The organism is Nocardia sp. NPDC050435, assembly GCF_040655395.1.
Classification (GTDB): Bacteria; Actinomycetota; Actinomycetes; order Mycobacteriales; family Mycobacteriaceae; genus Nocardia.
Window position 1 is genome coordinate 108952 of the sequence record NZ_JBFAJW010000001.1, and the last position, 25571, is coordinate 134522.

Annotated in this window: 1 protein-coding gene; it reads right to left on the minus strand. The window is 72.7% G+C overall.

All coding sequences use genetic code 11. The features are described 5' to 3' along the window. Complete coding sequence (locus AB0I43_RS00585) at positions 1 to 25548, minus strand: non-ribosomal peptide synthase/polyketide synthase (RefSeq protein ID WP_356977460.1); 25548 nt, start codon at positions 25546 to 25548, stop codon at positions 1 to 3. Positions 25549 to 25571: the final 23 nt, after the last annotated feature.

Genomic DNA, 25571 nt, shown 5'->3' on the forward strand with positions numbered 1-25571 from the left:
CTAATCGCGGTCCCGCAGCAGCGTGTTCAGGATCGGGCCGATCGCGCCCGCTCCGGTCGGATTCAGCATCCCGGTGTGCCATTCGTCGATCGCGACCTCGTGGATGGTCCCGGTGATGTGCCCGCGCCAGGTGCCGGCGATCTGGTCCCGATACGACTCGCGGGTGGCGACGAACAGGGTGGCGTCGCCGGTGAAGCAGCCCGGCGTGTGCGGCACCGGGGTGGTGAAGCACTCGGTCACGCGTTCCACCTGCTGCGGAGTCAGGATCCCCGCGCTGCTGAGCCGGTCCGCGATGAGCGGAAGCAGTGCGGCCGGATCGTCGACCCGCTGATCGCCGGTCATGCCGAGGAAGCCGCGCCAGCCGTGCAGGAACTCGGTCAGCGCACGCTGATCCCGCTCGGGATCCGGTGTCACGGTGATGTTTTCGGCTATCCCGGCGTCGACCAGTGCGAGCAGCCCGACGGAGTGACCCGCCTCGCGCAGGCGGGTCGCCATGGCGTGCGCGATCTTTCCGCCCAGCGACCAGCCGAGCAGGTGGTAGGTCGTGTCGGGGAACGCTCGCAGGAGTTCCTCGACGTAGCGCTCGGCGTAGGCCTCGACCGAGTCCAGGCGGGGGCCGTTCTCGACGATGTAGGGATCCTGCAGGCCGTAGACGGGACGATCGGGGTCGAGGTGTCCGGCCAGCGCACCGTAGACCCAGGCCAGACCGCCACCCGGATGGACGCAGAACAGCGGCGCCTTGTGCCCGGTCGAGCGCAGCGGTGTCAGGACGCCGAGGGAGACGCCGACCTCGGCCTGCGGTGTCGCCAGGTACCGGGCCAGGGCCGCCGGTGTCGGATCGGCGAACAGCAACCGGTAGGGCACGGCGGTCCCGGTGCGGGCACGCAGCTGCGACATCACCTGCATGGCGACCACCGAGGTGCCGCCCAGGGTGAAGAAGTCGTCGTCGACGCCCACCCGCTCGACACCGAGCACCTCCGCGAACACCGAGACCACCGTGTTCTCCAGCGGTGTCGCGGGCGCGCGGTAGGTCGCACCCGCCCGCTCCGGTGCAGGCAGCGCACGCCGATCGACCTTGCCGTTCCCGGTCAGCGGCAGCGCCTCCAGCACGGTGACGGTGTCGGGGACCAGGAACGAGGGCAGTCGGCCCGCCAGCGCCCGCCGGATGGTCGCTGGGTCCGCGGTGCCGCCCGGCGTGCGGGTGACGTAGGCGGCCAGGCGTGCCTCGGTGCCGGGGGAGTGGACGGTCACCACCGCTTGCCGCACCTCGTCCAATCCGGTCAGCGCCGTTTCGATTTCGCCGAGCTCGACCCGTTGACCGCGGACCTTCACCTGGAAGTCGGCGCGCCCCACGAACATCAGCACCGCCTCGTCGCCGCGGACCGCCCAGCGCACCAGATCGCCGGTGCGATACATCCGCGCACCGGCCGGGCCGAACGGGTCGGCGACGAACGAGGCCGCGGTGGCGCCCGGCCGATGGATGTAGCCGCGCGCGACACTCGGACCGGCCACGTACAACTCACCGACCGCGCCCGGCGGCACCGGCCGCAGCGCCGAATCCAGCACCGCCAGAACAGTGTCCGGAATCGGACCGCCCAGCGACACCGGGCGGCCGGGCTCCAGGGGCGTGCCGGCGATCCACATCGTGCACTCGCTCGGCCCGTACACGTTGTGCACCTTGCGCACACCGGCGGCGTCCGTGCCGGTCCAGCGCCGCACCAGCTCCGGCGGGCACGCCTCGCCACCGGCCAGGATGGCCCGCAGATCGTCGAGCCCGGCCGGATCCACCGACAGCCCCACCGCCGGTGACAGGAACGCGTGCGTGACGCGCTCGGTACGCAGCAACTCGGCGAGCGGCTCCCCGGCGAAGACGTCGTCCGGCGCGACCACCAGGGCGGCTCCGGCCGTGACCGCCAGCAGCAGCTCGATGACCGCGGCGTCGAAAGTGCGTGCGGTCCCGGCCAGGACGCGGGACCGCGGATCCGGGTGGCAGCGGGCCTGCTGGACCGCGGCGACGGCCGCCAATCCCGCGTGGGTGACGGCCACCCCCTTCGGTGTTCCGGTCGATCCCGAGGTGTAGATGGCGTAGGCGGTGTTCGCCGGGCGCACCACACCGCCGCGGTCGTCGTCGCCGACCGGCGCGGGACTGTAGGCGGAGAGATCGGCAGCCAGGTCGAGCACGGGGATCGCACCCGCCTCGGCGGCGGTCCCATCGACGAGCACGAGCGCGGCCGCACAGTCGGCGAGGATGAACCGAGTGCGCTCGACCGGATGCGCGGGATCGACCGAGACAAACGCGCCACCGGCCTTGGCCACCGCCCACACCGCCCGCACCCATGCCGCGCTGCGCGGAATCGAGATCGCGACAACGGAATCCGGGCCGACGCCGGCCTCGATCAGCCGTCGCGCGCACCGGTTGGACCACTCGTCGATTTCCTGATAGGTCCACTCGCCACCGGAATCGGTCACCGCGACCCGGTCCGCGTGCTCCGCGGCGGCGCGGGCGAGCATCGCGGTCAACGTGACCCGCTCCGGCCCCGCACCACCGTCACCCCAGCGCGACAACAGCATTCGCTCATTCGGTTCGAGCACGTCGAGTTCCCGCACGCCGATCGCGGGATCGGCCGCCGCGGTCTCGAGCACCCGCCGCAGCCGCCCGGTCAATGCGACGATCGTCGACCGGTCGAACAGGTCGAGGGCGTAGCTCACGCCGACCATCAAGGCGCCGTCCGGGGCGTCGGACACGGTGAAGGTCAGGTCGAAGCGTTCGACACCGATGCCGAGATCTATCGGCGTGCAGGTAATTCCGGCGAGCAGATCCGTGGCGGGCGCGGAATCGAGCTTCTGGAACGCCAGCATCACCTGGAACAGCGGATGATGGGCCTGGGTGCGCGGCGGGTCGATCGCTTCCACCACTCGCTCGAACGGAATGTCGGCGTGGGCGAACGCCTCCAGATCGACCCGGCGGGTCCGCTCGAGCAGATCGCCGAACGACCCGGTCTCCTCGACCCGGGTCCGCAGCACCAGGGTGTTGACGAACATGCCGACCAGCCCGTCCAGCGCCGCCGCGCCCCGGCCCGCGATCGGCGTGCCCACCGCGATATCGCCGCTGCCCGAGACCCGGGCCAGCACCAGCGCCAGCGCCGCGTGCACCACCATGAACACCGTCGCGTGCCGGGTCCGGGCGAGCCGGTGCAGCCCGGCCGCCGTCGCGGGTTCCAGCGCGAAGGAATACGTGTCGCCGCGGTGCGAGGCCACCGCGGGACGCGCCCGATCGGCGGGCAACTCCAGCCGGTCGGGCAGCCCGGCCAGCTGGTCGGTCCAGTACCGGACCTGCCGCGCGGACATGCTCTCGGGATCGGACTCGGCGCCCAGCAGTTCCGCCTGCCACAGCGCGTAATCCGCGTACTGCACCGGCAGCGGCGCGGCCCACACCGGCGCCGTCCCGGTCCGGCGCGCCGCGTAGGCCAGCGACAGATCGCGCGCCAGCGGCGTCAGCGACCAGCCGTCGGCCGCGATGTGATGCAGCACCAGCACGAGGACGTGTTCGCGAGAACCCGTGCCCAGCAGGGTGACCCGCAGCGGCGGCTCGTTCGCCAGATCGAAACCGCGCCGCACCAGCGGCCGGATCACCTGCTCGAGATCCGCCGAATCGACCCGGCCGACCTCGACGTCGACCGCGCCGATCGGCCCGATCCGCTGGTAGGGCTTCCCGTCCCGGTCCGGGAACATGGTGCGCAGCGACTCGTGCCGCGCCACCACGTCGCCGAGCGCCGAGGTCAGCGCCGCGATATCCAGTTCGCCGGTCATGCGCAGCACCAGCGGAATGTGGTAGGCCGGGGAATCCGGTTCGAGCCGGTGCAGGAACCACATTCGCCACTGCGCGAACGACAGCGGCGGGTACTCGGGCCGCTCCCGGACGGTCAACCTCGCGTGCGCGGGCGCGCCGCCGGCCGTGCGCGCGGCGAGCAGCCCCGCGAGCTGGGCCGCGGTCGGCGCGTCGAACACCTCGCGCACGCCCACCTCGGCGCCCGCCGCCGCGGCGATCCGGGCGGCCACCCGCGTCGCCGACAGCGAATGCCCGCCCCGCGCGAAGAAGTCGTCGTCGACCCCGACCCGGTCCACCGCCAAGACCTCGGCGAAGGCCGAGACCGCGAGTTCCTCGAACGGCGTCGACGGCGCCCGGTAGACCACCGAGACCAGCTCCGGGGCCGGCAGGGCGCGGTGATCGAGCTTGCCGGTCGCGGTCAGCGGCAGTTCCGCCAGCAGGGTGACCGTGTCGGGCACCATGAACGAGGGCAGCCGGCGTGCGAGCGCCTGCCGGACCGTGTCCGCATCGGGCAGCCGCCCCGGCGCCGGAGTGATGTAGGCGGCCAATCGAATTGCCCCGTCCTCGTGTGCGACGACCACCGCCCGGCCGACCTCGGCCAGCTCGGTCAGCGCGGCTTCGATTTCGCCGAGTTCCAGGCGCTGGGCGCGGATCTTGACCTGCCGGTCGGCGCGCCCGGCGAACATCAGCCGGTACCCGTCGCCGGCGGGCGCCCACCGCACCAGGTCGCCGGTGCGGTACATCCGCGATCCGGCCGGCCCGCCGGGATCGGCGACGAACGATCCGGCCGTCAACCCCGGGCGGCCCAGATATCCGCGCGCCACACCGGGACCGGCGGCGTACAACTCGCCGAGCACGCCCGCTGGCACCGGTCGCAGCCACGCGTCCAGCACGGCCAGCCGGACGCCGGGGATCGGCCCGCCCAGCGACACCGGTTCGTCCCCGCCCAGCGCGGCGGCGGTGACCCAGATCGTCGCTTCGCTGGGCCCGTACAGGTTGTGCATCGCGCGCACCCCGGCGGCGTCGGTGCCGGACCATTGCCGCACCAGCGCCGGTGGGCACGCCTCACCGGCGACCATCACGACGCGCAGACCGTCGAGCTGTCCGGCGTCCAGCGTCGCCGCCACGGCGGGTGTCACACAGGCGTGGGTGACCCCTTCGGCGCGCAGCAACGCCGTCAGCGGCGCTCCGGCGAAGACCTCGCCCGGCGCGACGACCAGCGCCGCCCCGGCCGACACGGCCGCCAGCAGCTCGAACACGGCCGCGTCGAAAGTCCGTGCCGCGACCATCAATACGCGGGAATCGGCGTCCAGGCCGAACCGGCGGCGCTGGTCCTGCGCCACGGTGGCCAGCCCGGCGTTGGTCACGGCGACACCCTTGGGTGTGCCGGTCGTCCCCGAGGTGTACACGACGTAGGCGGTGGTGCTCGCCCGCGCGCGGCCGAGTCGGTCCTCCGCGAGCACCGCGACATCGCTGTACTGGAGGAGATCGAACAGATCGGAGTCGATGACCGGGATACCGGCATCACGCCACTCCGCCGCGTCCGAGGCGGCGTCCGCGCAGTCCTTGGTGTCGGCGAGCACGACGCTCACGTGCGCGTCGCGCAGCAGGAACAGATTTCGTTCGCGCGGCGCGCCCGGATCCAGCGAGACGAACGCGGCGCCGGTCTTCGCGACCGCCCAGACCGCCCGCACCCAGGCCGCCGACCGGGGCAGCGCGATCGCCACCACCGTCTCCGGGCCCGCGCCCCGTTCGATGAGCATCCGCGCGCACCGATTCGACCAGCGATCGAGTTCGGCGTAGGTCAGGCGGTGCGTGCCCTCGGTGACCGCCACCCGATCCGGGAACCGCGCGGCCGCCTCGTCGAACAGGTCGCCCAGCGAACTCGGTGTCCGCGCCGGACCGCCATCGCCGCACTGCCGCAACGCTTCTCGCTCCGCCGCATCGGTGAGCTCCAGCACGCGCAATCCGGCCCCGGGTTCGGCCACGACGGCGCGCAGGATTCGCTCCAGACGGCCCGCCAGTTCCACGATCGTGGGCCGATCGAACAGATCGGTGGCGTATCCGAGAACGACCGGGAAATCGCCCGCCGCGTCGGGGAGATCGGCGACGGTGATCGAGAGATCGAATCGTTCGACGCCGGTATCCAGGGCCAGCGGCGTGACCCGCAGCCCCGGCAGGCGCGCGGCCGCCGGATCGAGGTCGAGATTCTGGAAAGCGAGCAGGACCTGGAACAGCGGGTGATGCGCCTGGGTGCGGGGCAGATCGATGGCCTCCACCACCCGCTCGAACGGCACGTCGGATCGCGCGAACGCCTCGAGATCGACCTGCCGGACCTGCTCGAGCAGATCCGCGAACGATCCGCACTCCTCGATCCGCGTCCGCAACACCAGCGTGTTGACGAACATGCCGACGACCTCGTCCAGGACCGCCGCCCCGCGCCCCGCGATCGGCGTCCCGACGGCGATGTCGGTGGCCCCGGACAGGCGCGACAGCAGCAGCGCCACCGCCGCGTGGACGACCATGAACACGGTCGCGCCGTGCGCGGCGGCCAGTTCCGCTGTCCTGGCGAACAATTGGCCGTCGATAGTGCACGAGTAGGTGGCACCGGCGTGCGAGGCGACCATCGGCCGCGGCCGGTCGGCGGGCAGGTCCAGTCGCTCCGGCAACTCGGCCAGCTGCGCTGTCCAATAGGCGAGCTGACGCGCCGCGGCCGAATCCGGATCGTCGTGCGCGCCCAGTTGCGACCGCTGCCACAGCGCGTAGTCCGCGTAGTGCACGGGCAACGGCGTCCAGTCCGGGGCTCGGCCGGCGAGCCGTGCCGTGTACGCGGCCGACAGGTCGCGCGCGAGCGGCGCGAGCGACCAGCCGTCGGCGGCGATGTGATGAATCAGCAGCGTCAGGACGTGGTCGCCGGATCCGTTGTCCAGCAGCGTGACTCGCAGGGGCAGTTCGGTCGCCAGCTCGAATCCGCCCCGGATCGAGGCGGCGACGGCGGCGTCGAATCGCGCCGGTGCCACCGACCGCACCTCGATCGGGACCTCGGCGCGCTCCGCGGGCAGCACCCGCTGGAACGGCGTCCCGTCCTCGTCGGGGAAGAGCGTGCGCAGGCTTTCGTGCCGGCCGACCACATCGCCGATCGCCGCGCGCAGCGCGCCGGTGTCGAGTTCGCCGGTCAGCCGCAGCACCAGCGGAATGGTGTACGAGGCCGCGGCTCCGTGGAACCGGTTGACGAACCACATGCGCAGCTGCGCGAACGACAACGGCACCCGGTCCGGTCGTGGCCCGGCGACCAGGGCAGGCGTCGCCGTCGCGCCGCCCGCCAGCGCCCGCGCCAGCAGTGCGGGCGTCGGCGCTTCGAACACCTCGCGCACGCCGATCCGCACCCCCGTGGCGGCGGCCAGCCGCGCGCCCGCGCGCATCGCCGAGAGCGAATGCCCGCCCAGCGCGAAGAAGTCGTCGTCCGCCCCGACGCGCTCGAGCCCGAGCACCTCGGCGAACACCGCCGCCACCAGACGTTCGGCCGCGGTCGAGGGCTCGCGCGAGGACCGTGTGCGCGCCTGCGGTTCCGGCAGCGCCGCGCGATCCACCTTGCCGCTCACCGTCAACGGCAACTCCGGCAGTACCAGGCAGGCGTCGGGCACCATGTGCGCCGGCAGGCGATGGCGCGCGGCGGTCAGCACCCGTTCCGCGTCGAGATCGGCGCCGACGAGATACCCGATCAGACGCTGGGACCGCGCGTGCTGCACCACGACGGCGCTGCGGACCCCGGTCTGCTCGGCGAGCACCGCCTCGATCTCGCCCAGCTCGACCCGCTGTCCGCGCACCTTCACCTGGAAGTCGTTGCGGCCCAAGAACTCCAGCTCACCTTCCGCATTCCAGCACACCAGATCGCCGGTGCGATACAGCCGGGAGCCGGTGCGGCCGAACGGATTCGCGACGAACGCCGCAGCCGTCGTGCCGGGCCGCTTCGCGTAACCCAGGGCCTGCTGGATGCCGCCGAGATACAGCTCACCCGGCACGCCGGCGGGTACCGGCCGCAACAGCGTGTCCAGGACGACGGCCTCGACGCCGCGGATCGGCCGGCCGAGTGTGACCGGCGCGTCGGGCCGCATCGGCTCGCCGAGCGTGGTGACGATGACCGTCTCGGTCGGCCCGTAGGCGATGTAGAGCTGCCGATCCGGGGCCCAGGCCGCCACCAGCTCCGCGGGCACCCGCTCGCCGCCGGTGACGAGCACCCGCAGCGCGTCCAGCCCGGCCGGCGACATGGTCGCCAGCACGCTGGTGGTCACGAAGGCGTGCGAAACCCGCTGTCGCCGCAGCAGATCGGTCAGGGCCGGGCCGCCGAAGACCTCCGGCGGCGAGACCACCAGCGCGGCCCCGTTCGGATGCGCCATGAGCAGTTCCATCATCACCGCGTCGAAGCCCGTGGCCGACACCGCCAGGATGCGCGAGTCCGGCCCGACGCGATAGCGCTCGCGCTGCTCGGCGGTGAAGTTCGCCAGTCCCTGGTGGTCGACCACGACACCCTTCGGGGTGCCCGTCGATCCGGAGGTGTAGACGACGTAGGCGTCGTGGCCGGGACGCAGGGGGCGGATCCGATCGGCATCGGTCACTGCGGCTGCCGAGAACTCCGCCAGTCGTGCGGGCAGTTCCGGATCGTCGAGCCGCAGCACGGCGGCCGCTCCGGGGACCGTGCGCACCGTCTCGGCGATCGAGAGGGTAAGGCGCACAGCGGAATCGGCGAGCATGCCGGTGACCCGGTCCAGCGGATGGCGCGGGTCGATCGGCACGAAGGCCGCACCGGCCTTGGTCACCGCCCACAGTCCGGCCAGGAACTCGACGCCGCGCGGCAGCGCCAGCGCGACGGCGTCGCCCGGGCCGATCCCGTGGCCGATCAGCAGTCGCGCCAACCGGTTCGAATGTCCGTCCAGCTCAGCGAAACTCACTGTCCGCGCGTCCGTCACCACGGCCGGGGCGACCGGATCGAGGGCGGCGCCCGCGCCGAGCAACTCCGCCAGCGTCCGGGGCGGCTCCGCCGGGCGCCCACGCACCGGCGCGAGCCGGGCCCGCTCGACGGGCGAGAGCAGATCCATGGCCGCCGGAACCGGGTCCGCGGCCGTCATCGCCGTCAGCACGCGCGTGAGCCGATCGGCGCACTCGCGCGCCCACTCGCGCGTGAAAACGCCGGGCCGGTACTGCACCTGCGCCCGGAACGGGTCGCCCTTGATCACGATCAACGCCAGTGGGTAGTGCGCGGCGTCGTCGGACCGCAGCTCCTCGACCCGCATGTCCTCGATCGCGGCGGCCTGGGCGGCCAGCGCGGCCTCGTCGACGGGATAGGACTCGAAGACCAGCACGGTGTCGAACAGCGCCGGAACATCCACCGCGGCATGGATATCGGACAGGCCGAGCTGATGATGCCCCAGCAGTTCGGACTGTTCGGCCTGCACCCGGCGCAGCAGCGCGGGCACCGGCTCGTCCGGGCGCAGCCGGACCCGCACCGGCAGCGTATTGATGAAGAGCCCGACCGCGGTTTCGATGCCGGGCAGTTGCGCGGGCCGCCCGGACACCGTCGTCCCGAACACGACATCCGCGCGCCCGGCCAGGTAGCCGGTGAGGATCGCCCACGCCACCTGGAACACGGTGTTCGGTGTGACCCCGGCGGCGGACGCGGCGGCGAGGAGCCGGTCGGAGAGCGCACCGTCGAGATCGACGGCGACGGACCGGGTTCGCTGCGACGAGTCCTGGTGCGGAGCCAGCAGCGTCGCCTCGGCTCCCGCCAGCGCGTGCCGCCACGCCCGCAGCGACGCCGCGGGATCCTGCCGGGCGAGCCAGCCGAGGTAGGCGCGATAGCCCGGCTCCGGAGCGAGCGCGACCGCCGGATCCGCGTACACCGCGAGCAGCGTGCGCAGCAGCTCGGGCATCGACCACCCGTCGAAGAGCACGTGGTGGTAGGACAGCGCCAGGGTGAACCTGGTGTCGGACACCGCGATCAGCGTGCCGCGCAGCAGCGGCGGCTGCTCCGGATCGAACGGTTCGGTCTTGTCCCGGTCCAGCACCGCCGCGAGCGCGGACTCCGGATCCGGCTCCCCGCGCAGGTCGACCTCGCGCCACGGCACGACGACCTCGCCGGTGACGATCTGCACGCCGTCGCCGGCGTCGGTGGCGGCGAACGCCACGCCCAGATTCGGGTACCGCCGCGGCAGGGACTCGGTCGCGTGACGCAGGCGGGCGGCGTCCACCGTTCCGGACAGCGTGATCGCGAGCTGCACCGCGTAGACGTCGGTACCCGGCCCGGCGAGCCGGGCGTGGAACAGCAGGCCGGACTGCAACGGCGACAACGGCCAGACCTCGCTCAGCGCCGGGTAACGGGCCTCCCAGCGCGCGATGTCGGACTGCGCGGCCCGGACCAGCGGGAAGTCCGACGGTGTGTGCCCGCCGGACCGCGGGTGGCGCAGCCGCGTGACGACGGCGTGCAGCGCGTCGGCCCACAGCCGGGCCAGCTCCTCGACCTCCGGCCCGTCGAGCACGTCGTCGCGGTAGACGAAGGTGGCGGACAGACGGCCGTCGGTGACGGCCGCCGTGATGTCGACGGCCGCCGTCGCCATGGCGTGCAGATCGGCGTCGGCCAGCGGAGCGCCGAGTTCGTCGGTGACGGCGAAATCGGAGCCGCTCGCGCCGCCGGACAGTTGACCCAGATAGTTGAACGCGACCTGCGCGGGCAGGTCGGCGGGCAGCGACCGCGCCGTCTCCGGGTTGAGGTAGCGCAGCAGCCCGTAGCCGAGGCCGTGGTCCGGAATCGCGCGCAGGTGCTCCTTGGTGTGCTTGACCGCCGTCTCGATCGCCGGGCCGCCGGCGAAGGCGTCCGCGAGATCGATTCCGGCCAGCTCGATCCGGACCGGGTACACCGTCGTGAACCATCCGGCGGTGGCGGTCAGGTTCGCGCCCGGGAGCGCCTGTTCCTCGCGGCCGTGGCCTTCCAGCCGGATCAGTGCCGAGGATTCCAGCACGCCTCGTCCGGCTCGCCAGCGCACGAGCGCCAGGGCAAGTGCGGCCACCAGCGCGTCTTGGACGTCACCGTGGACGGCCGCGGGCACCCGGGTCAGCAGCGCCTCGGTGATTTCCGGTGAAACCCGCACGCGCCGTGTATGTTTCGTGCCCACCGACGTCCGGGACCCGAGAGCCGGGTCCGGTCCGTCGACTATGCGTTGCCACAGTGGCAACTCCGCCATCCGCGCCGGTGTCAGCGCCGCGTCGGCCAAGCCGTGCGCCCAGCGCCGCATCGAGGTGCCCACGGGCGGCAGGGACACCGGAGCCCCCGTGCGATGCACCTGCCACGCCGTCAGCAGGTCGGGCAGCAGGATGCGCCACGAGACGCCGTCAACCACGAGATGGTGGGCGAGCAGTATCAGCTGACCCGGGATCGAGGTGTCCGACGGCGGGAACCAGAGTGCTTGCAAGACAACGCCGTCGGCCGGATTCAGGCGGCTCAGCGCCGCGTCGACCGCCGTGGCGGCCACGGAAGCGCGGTCCCGGCCGTCACTGTCCACGGTGTGCACCAGTGCCGCGACGTCGACGGACCCGCGCGGGCGGGTTTCCAGCCGCCAGTCCTGGCCGTCGTGCCACAGCCGCGCCCGCAGCATGTCGTGCCGGTCGATCAGCGCGCCCATAAGCGTTGTCAGCGCCGCCCGGTCCATTCCGGCCGGAGCGGTGAGGACCAGGGTCTGATTCCATCGGCCGAAATCGCCGTGCTCGGCCATCCACCGGACGATCGGGGTCAACGGCAGCGGCCCGACGCCGCCGCCGGGCAGCTCCGCCAGGACCGGTGCGGGCGCGACCGATTCGGCCACCCGCGCCAGCGCGGCGACCGTGCGCGCCTCGAAGACCTGGCGCGGTGTGAACACCACGCCGCGTTCCTGGGCCCGGGCGACCAGCTGGATCGACACGATGCTGTCGCCGCCCAGGGCGAAGAAGTCGTCGTCGGCACCCACCTGGTCGCGGCCGAGTACCTGCGCGAACACCGCGGCCACGATCTCCTCGGCGGGGGTGGCGGGCGCCCGGTAGGTCGTGGTCGCCCACTCGGGTTCCGGCAGCGCGCGCAGGTCCACCTTTCCGGTCGCGGTCATCGGCAGTTCGTCGAGGATCACGCAGGTGTCGGGAACCATGTAGGACGGCAGGCGCTGGGCCGCGGCCGCCCGGAGGCCGACCGGATCGGGCCGGTGGCCAGGGGCCGGGGTGAGATACGCGGCCAGACGCACGCTCGTGCCGTGCGGCACCGGGGTGACCACGGCCCGCTCCACCTCGGGAAGCTCGGTGAGGACGGCTTCGATCTCGCCGAGTTCCAGGCGCTGGCCGCGGATCTTGATCTGGAAGTCGGCGCGTCCGAGCACCAGCAGCGCGCCGTCGTCGGGGCGGCGGCGCACCAGGTCGCCGGTGCGGTACAGGCGGGATCCGCTGGGCCCGAACGGGTCGGCGACGAACGCCGCCGCCGTCGTGCCGGGCCGCCCGAGATAGCCGCGGGCCACACCGGGTCCGGCGACGTAGAGTTCGCCGATCACCCCGGGCGGCACCAGGTTCAGGCAGGTGTCCAGCACCACCGCGCGGACACCGGGAATCGGGCCGCCGATCGATACCGGCGCGCCGGCCTGCGATCGCGCACCGGTCACCCAGATCGTGGCCTCGCTGGGACCGTAGAGATTGTGCACGGTCCGGACCCCGGCGGCATCGGTGCCGGACCAGTTCCGCACCAGCGCGGGCGGGCACGCTTCGCCCGCCAGCATCAGCACGCGCACATCCTCGAGCCGCCCGGCGTCGAGCGTCGCCGCGACCGCCGGAGTCAAACATGCATGAGTCACACCTTCGGCGCGCATCAGCTCCGTCAACGGCGCTCCGCCGAAGACGGCCTCGGGCGCGACGATCAGCGCCGCCCCCACCGGAGTCGCGAGCAGCAGTTCGAAGATCGCCGCGTCGAAAGTGCGTGCGGCGACGGCCAATACCCGCGCCCCGGCCTCGAGCCGGAGGTCGCGGTGCTGTGCCGCGGTGACCGCGGCGAGTCCGGCGTGGGTGACCGTGACGCCCTTGGGCATACCGGTCGAGCCCGAGGTGTAGACGACGTAGGCGGTGTTGCCGGGCCGGATCGCGCCGAGCCGGTCACCGTCGCCGATCGGATCGGCGCTCCAGGGGGCCGGGTCGAACTCGTCCGGATCGAACCGGGTGATGCCGGGCGCCGCCACCGCGCCGGGCGCGGCCATCAGCAAGGTCGCCGCGCAGTCGGCGAGAACGCCGCGATTGCGCTGCTCCGGTTGCGCCGGATCGAGCGAGACGAACGCGGCCCCGGTCTTGGCGACCGCCCACACCGCGCGAACCCAGGCCGCCGAGCGCGGAATCGCGAGCGCCACCACCGTTTCCGGGCGGGCGCCCCGATCGATCAGCGCCCGCGCGCATCGATTCGACCACTCGTCGAGCTCCCGGTAGGTCCACTCCTGTCCCGCGTGGACGAGCGCGGTCCGCGCCGGGAACGCCGCCGCGGCGCGCGCGAGGATCTCGGGCAGCAGACTCGCCGCCGGGCTCGCCTCGCCAGCGGCCCAGCGGCGCAGCGCGATTCGCTCGTCGGCGGTGAGCAGATCCAGCTCGCGCAGGCCGATGCCGGGATCGGCCGCCACCGCGGCCAGTGTGCGCTGGAAACGCTCGGCGAAGGCCACGATGGTCGACCGGTCGAACAGGTCCAGCGCGAAACCGAGGGTGATCGGGACTCCGTCGGCCGGGATGTCGGGAATGTCGGCGACGGTGACCGTGAGGTCGAAGCGTTCGACCCCGATGTCGAGACTCTCGAGCGGCTCGACGGTGAGTCCCGGCAACCGCACCAGGGCCGGGTCCAGGTCGAGGTTCTGGAAGGCCAGCAGCACCTGGAACAACGGATGATGCGCCTGGCTGCGGGGTGGATCGAGGGCCTCGACGACGCGCTCGAACGGGAGGTCGGCGTGCGCGAACGCGGCCAGATCCACCTGGCGGCACCGCTCGAGCAGGTCGGTGAAGGACTCGGCCGGCTCGACGCGGGAGCGCAGGACGAGCGTGTTGACGAACATGCCGACCAGGTCGTCGAGCGCTGCCGCGCCGCGTCCCGCGATCGGGGTGCCCACGGCGATGTCGGTGCTGCCCGACAAGCGCGACAGCAGCACGGTCAGCGCGGCATGCACCACCATGAACACCGTCACCCGCCGGGTGCGCGCCACCGCGCCGAGCCCGGCGGCCGTCGCGGCGTCGAGGGTGAAGGTGTAGCTGTCACCGCGCTGGGACGCCACCACCGGCCGCGGCCGGTCGGCGGGCAACTCCAGCCGGTCCGGCAGCTCCGCCAATTGTGTTGTCCAGTAAGCGAGTTGACGGGCGGCGACGCTGTCCGGATCGGTCTGCGCGCCGAGCGTCTCGCGTTGCCAGAGGGTGTAGTCGGCGTACTGCACGGGCAGCGGCGTCCACCGGGGCGCTTGCCCCGCCGCACGCGCGGTGTAGGCCGCGGACAGATCGCGCATCAGCGGCGCGACCGACCAGCCGTCGGCGACGAGGTGATGCAGCACCACGACCAGCAGGTGTTCCTCGGGCCCGCCGCGCAGCAGCGTCACGCGCCACGGCGGTCGCGTGGCGATGTCGAAGCCCTGCCGCACGAAATTGCGCACCCGCCGGGTGAGCTCGCTCGGCTCGACCGCCTCGCACGCCACCGACGCCAGGTCCTCGACGGGCAGAATATGTTGGCTCGGAACGCCTTTCGACTCCGGGAACACCGTGCGCAAGCTCTCGTGCCGTGCCGTGACGTCGCCCAGGGCCGCCGACAGCGCCGCCGCGTCCAGCGGCCCGCGCAGGCGCAGCACCACCGCGATGTTGTAGGCGGGGGAGTCCGGCTCGAAACGGTTGATGAACCACATGCGGGACTGCGCGAACGACAAGGGTATTCCCTGTGACCGGTCGCGGGGGGCCAGGGCCACGCCGGGTGGCGGCGCGACGCCCGAACGCCCGGCCACCACGGCGGCCAGCCGCGCGGCGGTGGGCGCGTCGAACACGTCGCGCACCTCCACCGACACGCCGGTGGCCGTCGCGACCCGTGACGCCACCCGGGTCGCGGACAGCGAATGCCCGCCGAGCGCGAAGAAATCGTCCTCGACCCCGACCAGATCGGTTCCGAGCACCTCCGCGAAGATCGCGACGACGGTCTCCTCCACCGGCGTCGACGGTGCGCGGGAGACCGAGCCGCGCAACCGCGGGGCGGGCAGCGCACGACGGTCCACCTTGCCGCTGGGCAGCAGCGGCAGCTCGTCGAGCACGACGATCGCCGCGGGGATCATGAACTCCGGCAACCGATCCGCCGCGAACCGGCGGATCTCGGTCACCAGATCGCCGATGCCGGGATCGTTCACATACGCGCCGAGCGCGTCCAGCGGCCCGGCGGCCTGGGCGAGACCGTCGAACGTGGTGTGCGCGTCCGCGTCCCGGACCAGGACCGCGTCCATGGCACCCGGCGCCGGTGACCAGGTCACCGCCACCGTGTAGCCCGAAATCGCACCGAGCGAGCGGATCTCGTGTGGCAGCACCGCCGGGGCGGGCACGCTCAGGTCCAGCTCGGTGATGCGGGTGTCCTCGGCCGCGTCGTCCAGGACGTGCGCGGCCGTGACGTCGGCGACCGTTCCGGCCTGCGGTATTCCGTTGATGCGCAGGCTCTCGGGTCGCTCGGCGGCCAGCCGGGCGTGGAGTTCGCGCAGATCGCCGAACTCGGCCCAGGGCCGCCGCGGCAGCTCGGCCACCGACCGGACCCGCGCCGGGCTCTTGCGCAGCACCACGTCGTAGCGATAGCGCGTCAGCTCGTTGTCGACCGGCGCGTACTTCAATTCGATGTCCACCGCCGCGAGGCCGGAGATCCGATCCCGCAGAGCCAGGAAGAACTCGGGCGCGACCAGCAGTTCCTGTTCGGCCGCCAGCGTGCGCCGGGCCCGCTCGCGCACCGCGCCGACCGTGTCGTGCGCGCCGCCGCCGGCCAGCTGGGTGCCGGTCGCGAAGGCGCGCAGCAGCGTCAGGTTACGGATATCGCCGAGGAACAGCGCGCCGCCGGGCGCGAGCAGGCCCAGCGCCTTGTCGATCACGTCGACGAGGTAGGCGGCGCTCGGGAAGTACTGCGCCACCGAGTTCAGCACCACCACGTCGAAGCGGCCGCCCGGCAGTTCGGAGACGTCGTCGGCGGACTGCACGCGCAGCCGCACCCGGTCCGCCCACCCGACCCCCGATTCGCGCAGGCGCGATTCCAGATTGGCGATGGTGGCCGCCGAGAAGTCGGTGCACCAGTACTCGGCGCACTCCGGCGCCAGCCGCGACATGAGCAGACCCGAACCGACGCCGATCTCGAGCACGCGTTCCGGCCGCAGGGCCAGCACCCGGTCGACGACCGCGTCGCGCCACTCCCGCATCTGGCCGACCGGGATCGGCTCGCCGGTGTAGCTGCTGTTCCAGCCGCCGAAGTCGGCGTCCAGGGCCAGCGGTTCGGCGAACTCGCGTCCGTTGCCGAGGTAGCTCTCCTTGCCGCCGTACAGGTTGTCGTAGACCTGGCGCCAGTGCTCGATCAGATCGGCCGCCCGGTCGCTGTCGTCGCCGACCGTGGTGTCGTGATCGCGCACGAGATAGGCGACCAGTTGCTTGTCGAGCACCTCCGCGCTGTCCCCGGACAGGGCGCGCGCGACGACCACCGCGCGCGCGACCGCCGGATGCGCCATCAGCGCGGCCTCGACCTCGCCGGGCTCGATCCGGTATCCGCGCACCTTCACCTGGTCGTCGGCGCGGCCCGCGAACTCGAGCACGCCGTCGCGGGTCCAGCGCACCACGTCCCCGGTCCGGTACATCCGCTCGGCCGTCCCGAAGGGGCACGCCACGAAGCGGGTCGCGGTCAGCCCGTGGCGGCCCGCGTAGCCGCGCGCCAATTGCGCTCCGGCGACATACAATTCGCCCGCCACACCCACCGGCACCGGCCGCAGCCGCCCGTCCAGGATGAACACCCGCACATTCGCCACCGGGGTGCCGATCGGCACCCGCGCCGCGTCGGACCACGGCTGAGCGGCGAGGATTCGATGGGTGCTCACGCACACCGTGTTCTCGGTCGGCCCGTAGGCGTTGGCGATGTCGACACCGGGCCAGCGCTCCCGGAATCGGGTCACCGCGGCCGAACTCAAGGCGTCGCCGCCGGTGACGACCTGACGCAGCGGCGCGGCGGTCAGCTCCGGACCGGCGGTCGCGAGCACCTCGAACAGCGCGGTCGCCGCGAAGATCGTCGTCACGTCGTGGCGGCGCACGGTGCTCAGCAGCGCGCCGAGATCGAGCCGGTCGGGCGGGGCGAGGACGAGCGCCGACCCGGCCAGCAGCGCGGGCCACAACTCGTAGGCCGAGGCGTCGAACGCCATCGACGAATGCAGCAGCACCCGCCGGCCGGGTCCGCCCGGCCAGCCGTGCGCCGCCATGGTGCGTACGCCCCCGTGTTCGACCACCACGCCTTTCGGGCGTCCGGTCGAGCCGGAGGTGTAGATCAGGTACGCGGCGTCGGCCGGGGACAACACGGGGAACTCGACGCCCGCGGGCACCTCCGCGCGGTCGGGGGCATCCAGGCACAGCACGGCACGCCCGGCCAGCGGCAAGCGCGCCGCGAGCGGAGCCGTCGTCAGTACGAGCAGCGGTTCGGCGTCGCCGAGAATGAATTCGATTCGGCTGGAGGGATATTCGGGGTCGATCGGCAGGTATGCGGCCCCGGCGACGACTACGGCCAGCACGGCGGTCACCAGGTCGGCCGACCGGGGCATCGCCACGGCCACGATCGAGCCCCGGCCGACGCCGCGCGCGGCCAGCGTGCGCGCGAGAACCTCCACCCGCGCGCCCAATTCCCGATACGTGAGTTCGCCTTCGGTGTGCACGACGGCGGTCGCCGCCGGGGTGGCTTCGACCTGCCGCGCGAACTGGCGGGCGAGCGAGCGCGCGTCCGGCACCGGCGCCGCCGTGTCGTTCCAGACGCGCAGCACCCGGTCGCGTTCCTCGGGGGCGAGAATGTCCATCCGGCTCAGCGGCCGGGCCGGATCCGTGGTGACGGCGTCCAGCAGGCGCAGATAGCGTGCGGCGAGATCGACCACGGTGCCGCGATCGAACAGATCGGTGGCGTATTCGACGCGGCCGGACAGCATCGGATCGCCACCGGCGGGATTCGCCCGCTCGGTTACGTCGACGTGCAGGTCGAACTTGGCGGTCCCGGTGAGCACGGGGACGATCTCGGCCGCCAGGTCCGGCAGCCGCAACTCGGGCAGCAGGTTGTTCTGCAGGGCGAACGACACCTGGAACAGCGAGTGGTAGGCGGGCGAGCGCGCAGGTTGCAGCAGTTCGACCAGGCGCTCGAACGGCGCGTCCTGATTCTCGTAGGCGGCCAGCGCTTTTCGGCGAACCTGGTCGAGCACCTGCTCGAAGCGCGGGTCGCCGCTCAGGTCCACGCGCAGCACCCAGGTGTTGACGAAGAAGCCGATCAGATCGTGGGTCGCCTCCTGGGCGCGCCCGGCGACCGGGCCGCCGAGGCAGATGTCCTCGCCCGCCCCGACCCGCGACAGCAATACCGCGAGCGCCGACTGCAGCAGCATCGACACGCTCACCCGGCGTTCGTGCGCGAGCCGGTACAGCGCCGCGCACAGCTCGGGCTCGAACCCGAACTCGATCACCTCGCCGCGATGGCTCGCGATCGGCGGGCGCGGTCGGTCCACCGGCAGTGTCAGCGGCTGCGGCGCGTCCGCGAGTTCGGTTTCCCAGTACTGGAATTGGGTCGCCAGCACGCTGTCCGGGTCGGACTCCGCGCCGAGCGTCGCGCGTTGCCACAGCGTGAAATCCGCGTACTGCACCGGCAGCGGCGCCCACTGTGGCGCCCGGCCCCGCACCCGCGCGCCGTAGGCGGCGGTGAGGTCGCGCACGAACGGCGCGATCGACCAGCCGTCGGCGGCGATGTGGTGCAGCACCAGCACGACCGTGTGGTCGTCGACATCGTTGCGCAGCAGCGTCGCGCGCAGCGGCGGCTCCGCGGCGACATCGAACCCCCGGCGCACGAGGCCCGCAAGGACCGTCTCGACCGCACCGGGCTCGGCCGCGATCCGCTCGATCGTCGGCGTGGCCTCCTCGATCGGCAGGATGCGCTGGTACGGCACCCCGTCGTCGTCGGGGAACACGGTGTGCAGGCTTTCGTGCCGCGCCACCACGTCCGTCAGCGCCGCGGCCAGCGCCGCCTGGTCCAGCGGACCGCGCAGGCGCAACACCATCGGGATGTTGTAGGCGGGGGAGTCCGGCTCGAAGCGGTTGATGAACCACAGCCGGGACTGCGCGAACGACAACGGGATTCGGTCCGGTCGCGCGCGCACGGTCAGCTCCGGTCGCGCCGGGTGCACGCCGCGCTCGGTGAGCGCGTGCGCCAGCCGCGCGGGCGTGGGGGATTCGAAGACCTCCCGCACACCCACCTCGGTGCCCAGCAGCGCGGTCACCCGCGCGGCCACCCGCATCGCCGACAGGGAGTGCCCGCCGAGGGCGAAGAAATCGTCGTCGACTCCGACCCGGGCCAGTCCGAGTATCTCGGCGAAGACGGTGACGACCGCGGCCTCCGCCGGCGTCGCTGCCGCGCGGTCGCCGGTGGTGGCGAAGACGGGCGCGGGCAGGGCCCGCCGATCCACCTTCCCGTTGGGGGTCAGCGGCAGCCGGTCCAGGACGACGATCGCCGACGGAACCAGGTACTCCGGCAGTCGCGCCGCGACGAACCGCCGAATCTCCTCGCCCGCGGCCTCGCCGTCCAGGACGACATAGCCGACCAGTCGCTTCTCGGCTACGGAATCCGCTGCCGCCGAGTCGATCTCGCGGGCGATCACCACCGACTGCGCGACCTGCGGATGCGCGGTCAGCGCCGCTTCGACCTCGCCGGGCTCGATCCGGTACCCGCGCACCTTGACCTGTTCGTCGGCGCGGGTGACGAATTCCAGCACTCCGGCGCGCGTCCAGCGCACCACGTCGCCGGTCCGGTACATGCGCGCACCGGGGACGAACGGGCAGGCCGGGAACCGGGCCGCGGTCAGGCCCGGCCGGTTCCGGTAGCCGCGCGCGACTTGCACTCCGGCCACATACAATTCGCCCGGCACCCCGGCCGGAACCGGGCGCAACCGCGAATCCAGCACGAACACACGCATATTCCCGACGGGCCCGCCGATCGGGACACTCGCCCCGGCGATCCACTCCGGCGCGGCGGGGACCACATAGGTCGCCACACACACCGTGTTCTCGGTCGGCCCGTAGGCATTGACGACCTCGATGCCCGGCCACCGGTCACGGAACCGGGCGATCGCGACCGGTCGCAGCGCGTCACCGGCCGTGACCACGCGCCGGATCGAATCGAGGGCCAGGTCCGCACCCGCCAGCATCTCGAACAGCGGGGTCGTCACATACAGCGCTGTCACGTCGTGCCGCGCGACGGTCCGGCTCAGCTCCGCGAGATCCGATCGGCCCGGCGCGGCGACGACCAGCGTGGCGCCGGTCAGCAGGGCGGGCCACAGTTCGTAGGCCGAGGCGTCGAACGCCATCGACGAGTGCAGCAGCACCCGCTCGCCCGGACCGTCCGGCCACCCGTGCACCGCCATGTTCACCACGCCGCGGTGTTCGACGACAACGCCTTTCGGGCGGCCGGTCGAACCGGAGGTGTAGATTACGTAGGCCGCGTCGGCCGGTGCCGGGGACGGCAGGGCGATGTCGGTCGTCGTGGCGAGGTCGGCGACGTCCAGCGTCGCTCGCTCACCCAGCGGCAGGTCCGCCGCGATCGCCGGGGTCGTCAGCACCAGGGCCGGATTCGCGTCGGTGAGGATGAATTCGATCCGGCTGCTCGGATAGCCGGGATCGATCGGCAGGTAGGCGGCACCGGCGGTGACCACCGCCAGCACGGCTGTCACCAGCTCGACCGACCGCGGCACCGCGACCGCCACGACCGCACCGCGGCCGACACCCCGGCTCGCCAGCACTCGCGCCGCATCCTCGACCCGGGTGGCCAGTTCCGCGTAGGTCAGCGCCTCGTCGCCGCACCGCAGGGCCACCGAATCCGGTGTCGCGGCGACTCGTTCGCGGAACGCGGCCACGATGGTGGTCGGTGCCGGGTGCCCGGCGCGCGAGTTGCCCTGTGCCAGCAGCTGTTCGCGTTCGGTCCGGTTCAGCAGGTCGATATCGGCGATCGTCTCCGAGGGGTCGGCGCAGACCGCGCTCAGCACGCGCAGGTAGCGCTCGGCGATGCCGGTCACCGTGGCCCGGTCGAACAGGTCGGTGGCGTATTCGATCCGGCCGGCCAGGACCGGCGGCGTCCCCGCGTCGGCGTGGGTCTCGATCAGATCGACATGCAGGTCGTTCTTGGCGCTCGCGGTGGAGCAGGCGCGGAATTCCGTGACCAGGTCCGGCAGTTCGAGCGCGGGCAGACCGCCGGTCTGCACCTCGAGCGAGACCTGGAACAACGGGTGGTGGGCCGTCGAGCGGGCCGGATTGATCAGCTCCACCAGGCGCTCGAACGGGGCGTCCTGGTTCTCGTAGGCGGTCAGGGCCTTGCCCCGGACCTGGTCGAGCACCTGCTCGAAGCGCGGGTTGCCGGACAGGTCGACCCGCAGCACCCAGGTGTTGACGAAGAAGCCGACCAGGTCCCGCAGGGCCGGCTCGCCGCGTCCGGCCACCGGGCCGCCGATCGAGATGTCGGGTCCGGCGCCCAGCCGCGAGAGCAGGACCGTCAGCGCCGCCTGCAACACCATCGAGGTGCTGACCCGGTGCTCGCGCGCGAGCCGGGACAGCGCCTCGCGCAGCGGCGCGTCGATGGTGAACTCGACGACGTCGCCGCGCTGGCTCAGCACCGCCGGGCGCGGCCGATCGGCGGGCAGTGCGATCGGCTGCGGCGCACCCGCCAATTCCCGTTCCCAGTAGCGACATTGGGCCGCGAGAGCGGCGTGGGTCTCGGACTCCGGATCCAGCAGGTCGCGCTGCCACAGGGCGTAATCCGCGTACTGCACCGGCAGCGTGTCCCACTGCGGCGCGCGGCCCGCCGCGAAGGCGGCGTACGCGGTCGACAGATCGCGCAGCAGGGGCGCCATCGACAGGCCGTCCGCGGCGATGTGATGGACGACCAGCACCAGAACGTGCTCGATCGGCCCGCACCGGAAGACATCGGCCCGCAACGGCAGGTCGGCCCGCAGGTCGAAACCGCGCCGGACCTGCTCGGCGACCGCGTCGTGCAGTCGCGCCGGATCCACGTCGGCAACCGCGAGCGCGCAGGTCGCGTCCGCGACCACCTCCTGGTGCGGCACCCCGTCCAGTTCGGGATAGCGGGTCCGCAACACCTCGTGGCGCGTGATCAGCGCGGAGAGCGCCGTTTCCAGAGCGCCGGTGTCCAGTGTTCCGTTCAGGTGGAAGACCAGCGGGATGTTGTAGGTCGGCGATCGCGGATCGAAACGATTGCCGAACCACATGCGTGACTGCGCGAACGACAACGGGATTCGCGCCGGTCGCGGACGCGCCGACAGCGCCGATCGCTGCTGGCCCGGACCGATGTCGCGGCCGGTCAGCACCCGGGCCAGCGCCGCGGCCGTGGGCGCGTCGAAGATGTCGCGGACGCCGACCGCGCGGCCGGTCACCTCGGCCAGCCGGCCCGCCACCCGCGTCGCGGAGATGGAATGACCGCCGCGGGCGAAGAAGTCGTCGTCGGCGCCGACGTGGTCGACGCCCAGTGCCTCCGCGAACGCGGCGGCGACGATCTCCTCGAACGGGGAGGCCGCGGCGCGGAAGTCCGTGACCGGTCGCCGCGGCGCCGGCAGCGCCCGGCGATCCAGCTTGCCGGTCGAGGTCATGGGCAGGGCGTCGAGCACGGTGAAGGTCGCGGGGACCATGTAGGACGGCAGCCGCCGGGTCAGCGCCAGGCGGACCGCGGCGGTGTCGAGTGCGTGTCCCGGCGCCGCGGTGAGATAGGCGGCCACCCATGCCGTCTCGGGTTCGCCGACGACGCTGACGACCGCTTGCCGTACCTCGGCCAAGCCGGTCAGCACGGCCTCGATCTCGCCGAGCTCGAGGCGCTGGCCGCGAATCTTGACCTGGGAATCGGTGCGGCCGACGAAGAGCAGGCGCGCCTGGCCGCCGGTCTCGCGGCGCACCACGTCGCCGGTGCGGTACATCCGCGTCCCCGCCGGTCCGTCCGGATCCGCCACGAACGCCGCCGCGGTCGCGCCGGATCGACCGAGATAGCCGCGGGCCAGCCCGGGGCCGGTCACGTACAGCTCGCCCGCCACCCCGGCGGGGACCGGCCGCAGCCACGCGTCCAGCACGCGCAGCCGCACGCCCGGTATCGCGTGGCCCAGCGACACCGCGTCACCGGGGCGCAGTTGCGCGGCGGTGACCCAGATCGTGGCCTCGCTCGGCCCGTACAGATTGTCCAGCCGGATGTCGCTTCCGGACCAGTGCCGCACCAGCGCGGGCGGGCACGCCTCGCCGGCGACCATCAGCACGCGCAGTGCGTCGAGGCGCCGCGCGTCCAGGGTCGCCGCGACGGCCGGAGTCAAACATGCGTGAGTCACACCTTGGGCACGCAGCAACTCCTGCAGGGCCGCGCCGGCGAAGACATCGCCGGGCGCGACGATCAGCGCGGCCCCGGCCGAGACCGCCGCCAGCAGCTCGAACAGGGCGGCGTCGAAGGTGCGGGCGGCGACCGCCAGCATCCGGGAGTCGCTGTCGAGCTCGTACCGGCGGCTGAGCGTGTCCGCGACGCCGGACAGTCCCGCATGGGTGACGGCGACGCCCTTCGGCGTGCCCGTCGAGCCCGAGGTGTAGACGATGTAGGCGGTATTGCCCGGACGCGCCGTGCCGCGATCGACCGGCTCGGTGGCAGTGGGCGCCAGGTCGTCGATGTCGAAGACGGGGAATCCGATTGCCGCAGCGTCTGTTTCGGCGCTGGTCAGCACGAGAGCGGTAGCGCAGTCGGAGAGGATGAACCGGGTGCGCTCGACCGGCTGGGTGAGATCGACGGTCACGAACGCCGCGCCGGTCTTGGCGACCGCCCACACGGCGCGCACCCATGCGGCCGAGCGCGGAATCGCCAGCGCCACCGTAGTTTCCGGGCCCGCCCCGCGCTCGCGCAGCGCTCGCGCACACCGATCCGACCAGGTGTCGAGGTCCCGGTAGGTCCAGGTGCGCACGCCGTCCTCGAGCGCGGGCCGGTCCGCATGGGCTGCCGCCGCCCGGAACAGCAAGTCGGGCAGCGTGATCGGTTCCGGCCCGGGTCCGCCGTCGCCGCGCTCGCGCAACAGCTGATACTCGCCGGGCTCGAGCAATTCCACGGCGCGCAGGGCAGTCTCGGTATCGGCGATCACGCAGTGCAGGAAAGTGTCGAGGAACCGCGTGAAACGGCGGTGGTGCGAGGCGACCTGCTCGGCGGTGTAGACGCTCGGATTGGCGAAGACATCGAGCCGGGTGCTCTCGCCGCCGACGGCCGGATAGACGTTCACCGACAGATCGGGCACCAGGCCGGGGGTCAGGACCCGCAGCCGGCCGGTGATGTCGCCGAGGGCGATCTTCGTCTCGAGCACCATCAGATCGACCATTGGCCCGGCGGCCTGCGGCAGCGTGCGGGCCGCGCTCGATTCCGAGTCCTGCAGCATGTCCTCGTGCCGATAGCGTTGCCCGCGCAGCACATCCAGCAGCGTGCGCCGCGTCTGCTCGAGCAGGTCGCCGACCGTGGCGCCGGGGGTGACGGTGACCCGGAACGGCACGATATTGGCGGTCATCCCGCCGGAGCGGCCCATGGCCGCGGTGACCCGCGCCGACACCGGCAGGCTCAGCACGACGTCGTCGGTGCCGGTCATGCGGGCCAGGTAGAGGCCGAACGCGGCGAGAACGAACACCGCCGGGCTGCTCGACCGCGTCGCGACGGCGGTGCGCAGCGCGGCGTCGGTCGCGGGGGAGAGCGGCGCGCCGACCGCGAGCGGGTGCTCCTCGGCGAGCGCGGCCCGGTCGGTCAGGGTGACCGGCGCGGGGAGCTCGGCCACGTACTTCGACCAGAACATCCGGTCGTCGTGGAAGCGCTGCGAGGCGCGGTACTGCTCGTCGGCGGCGACGATCTCGCTCAGCGTCCGGATCCGCGGCGCCGCGGGCTCGGCGCCGTCCTGTGCGGCGGTGTAGAGCTGTGCGCTGCGGGTCAGGATGTTCAGCGCGGCAACGCCGTCCATCGCGATGTGATGGGCGCGCAGATACCAGAACCACTGCCCGCCCGCGACGTGCAGGATCGCGCCCCCGACCACCGGGCCGGTCGCCAGGGCGATGGGTGCGCGGTAGTCCGCGTGCATCCAATCGTGCGCTGCCGCAACGGGATCGGCCTCGGTGGTGAAATCCAGCAGTCGTACCGCGCCGTGGGCGGTGTCGTCCACGATCTGCCTGAGCTGTCCGTCCACCTCGACGACGCGGACGCGGCCGACCTCGAACTCGTCGAGCGCCTGCGCGAACGACGCGGCCAGCAGCGCGGTGTCCAGGGCGCCGGCGAGCTCGAGATAGAGCGCGTTGGACACCGGCGTCGTGCCCGCCAGCTGCTGCAATAGTCCGATCGCGCGCTGGGCCGCGGTGAGCGGAAGAGTGGAACCCTGGCCGTCACGGGCGTGCCGGGGTGATCGAGGGTCGTGCATCCCGCCTCCTGAAGATCCGGAAC

What these genes read in the sequence shown, in the direction of transcription:
- AB0I43_RS00585 (WP_356977460.1), bottom strand. Translation starts at nt 25,548, where the DNA reads ATGCACGACCCTCGATCACCCCGGCACGCCCGTGACGGCCAGGGTTCC.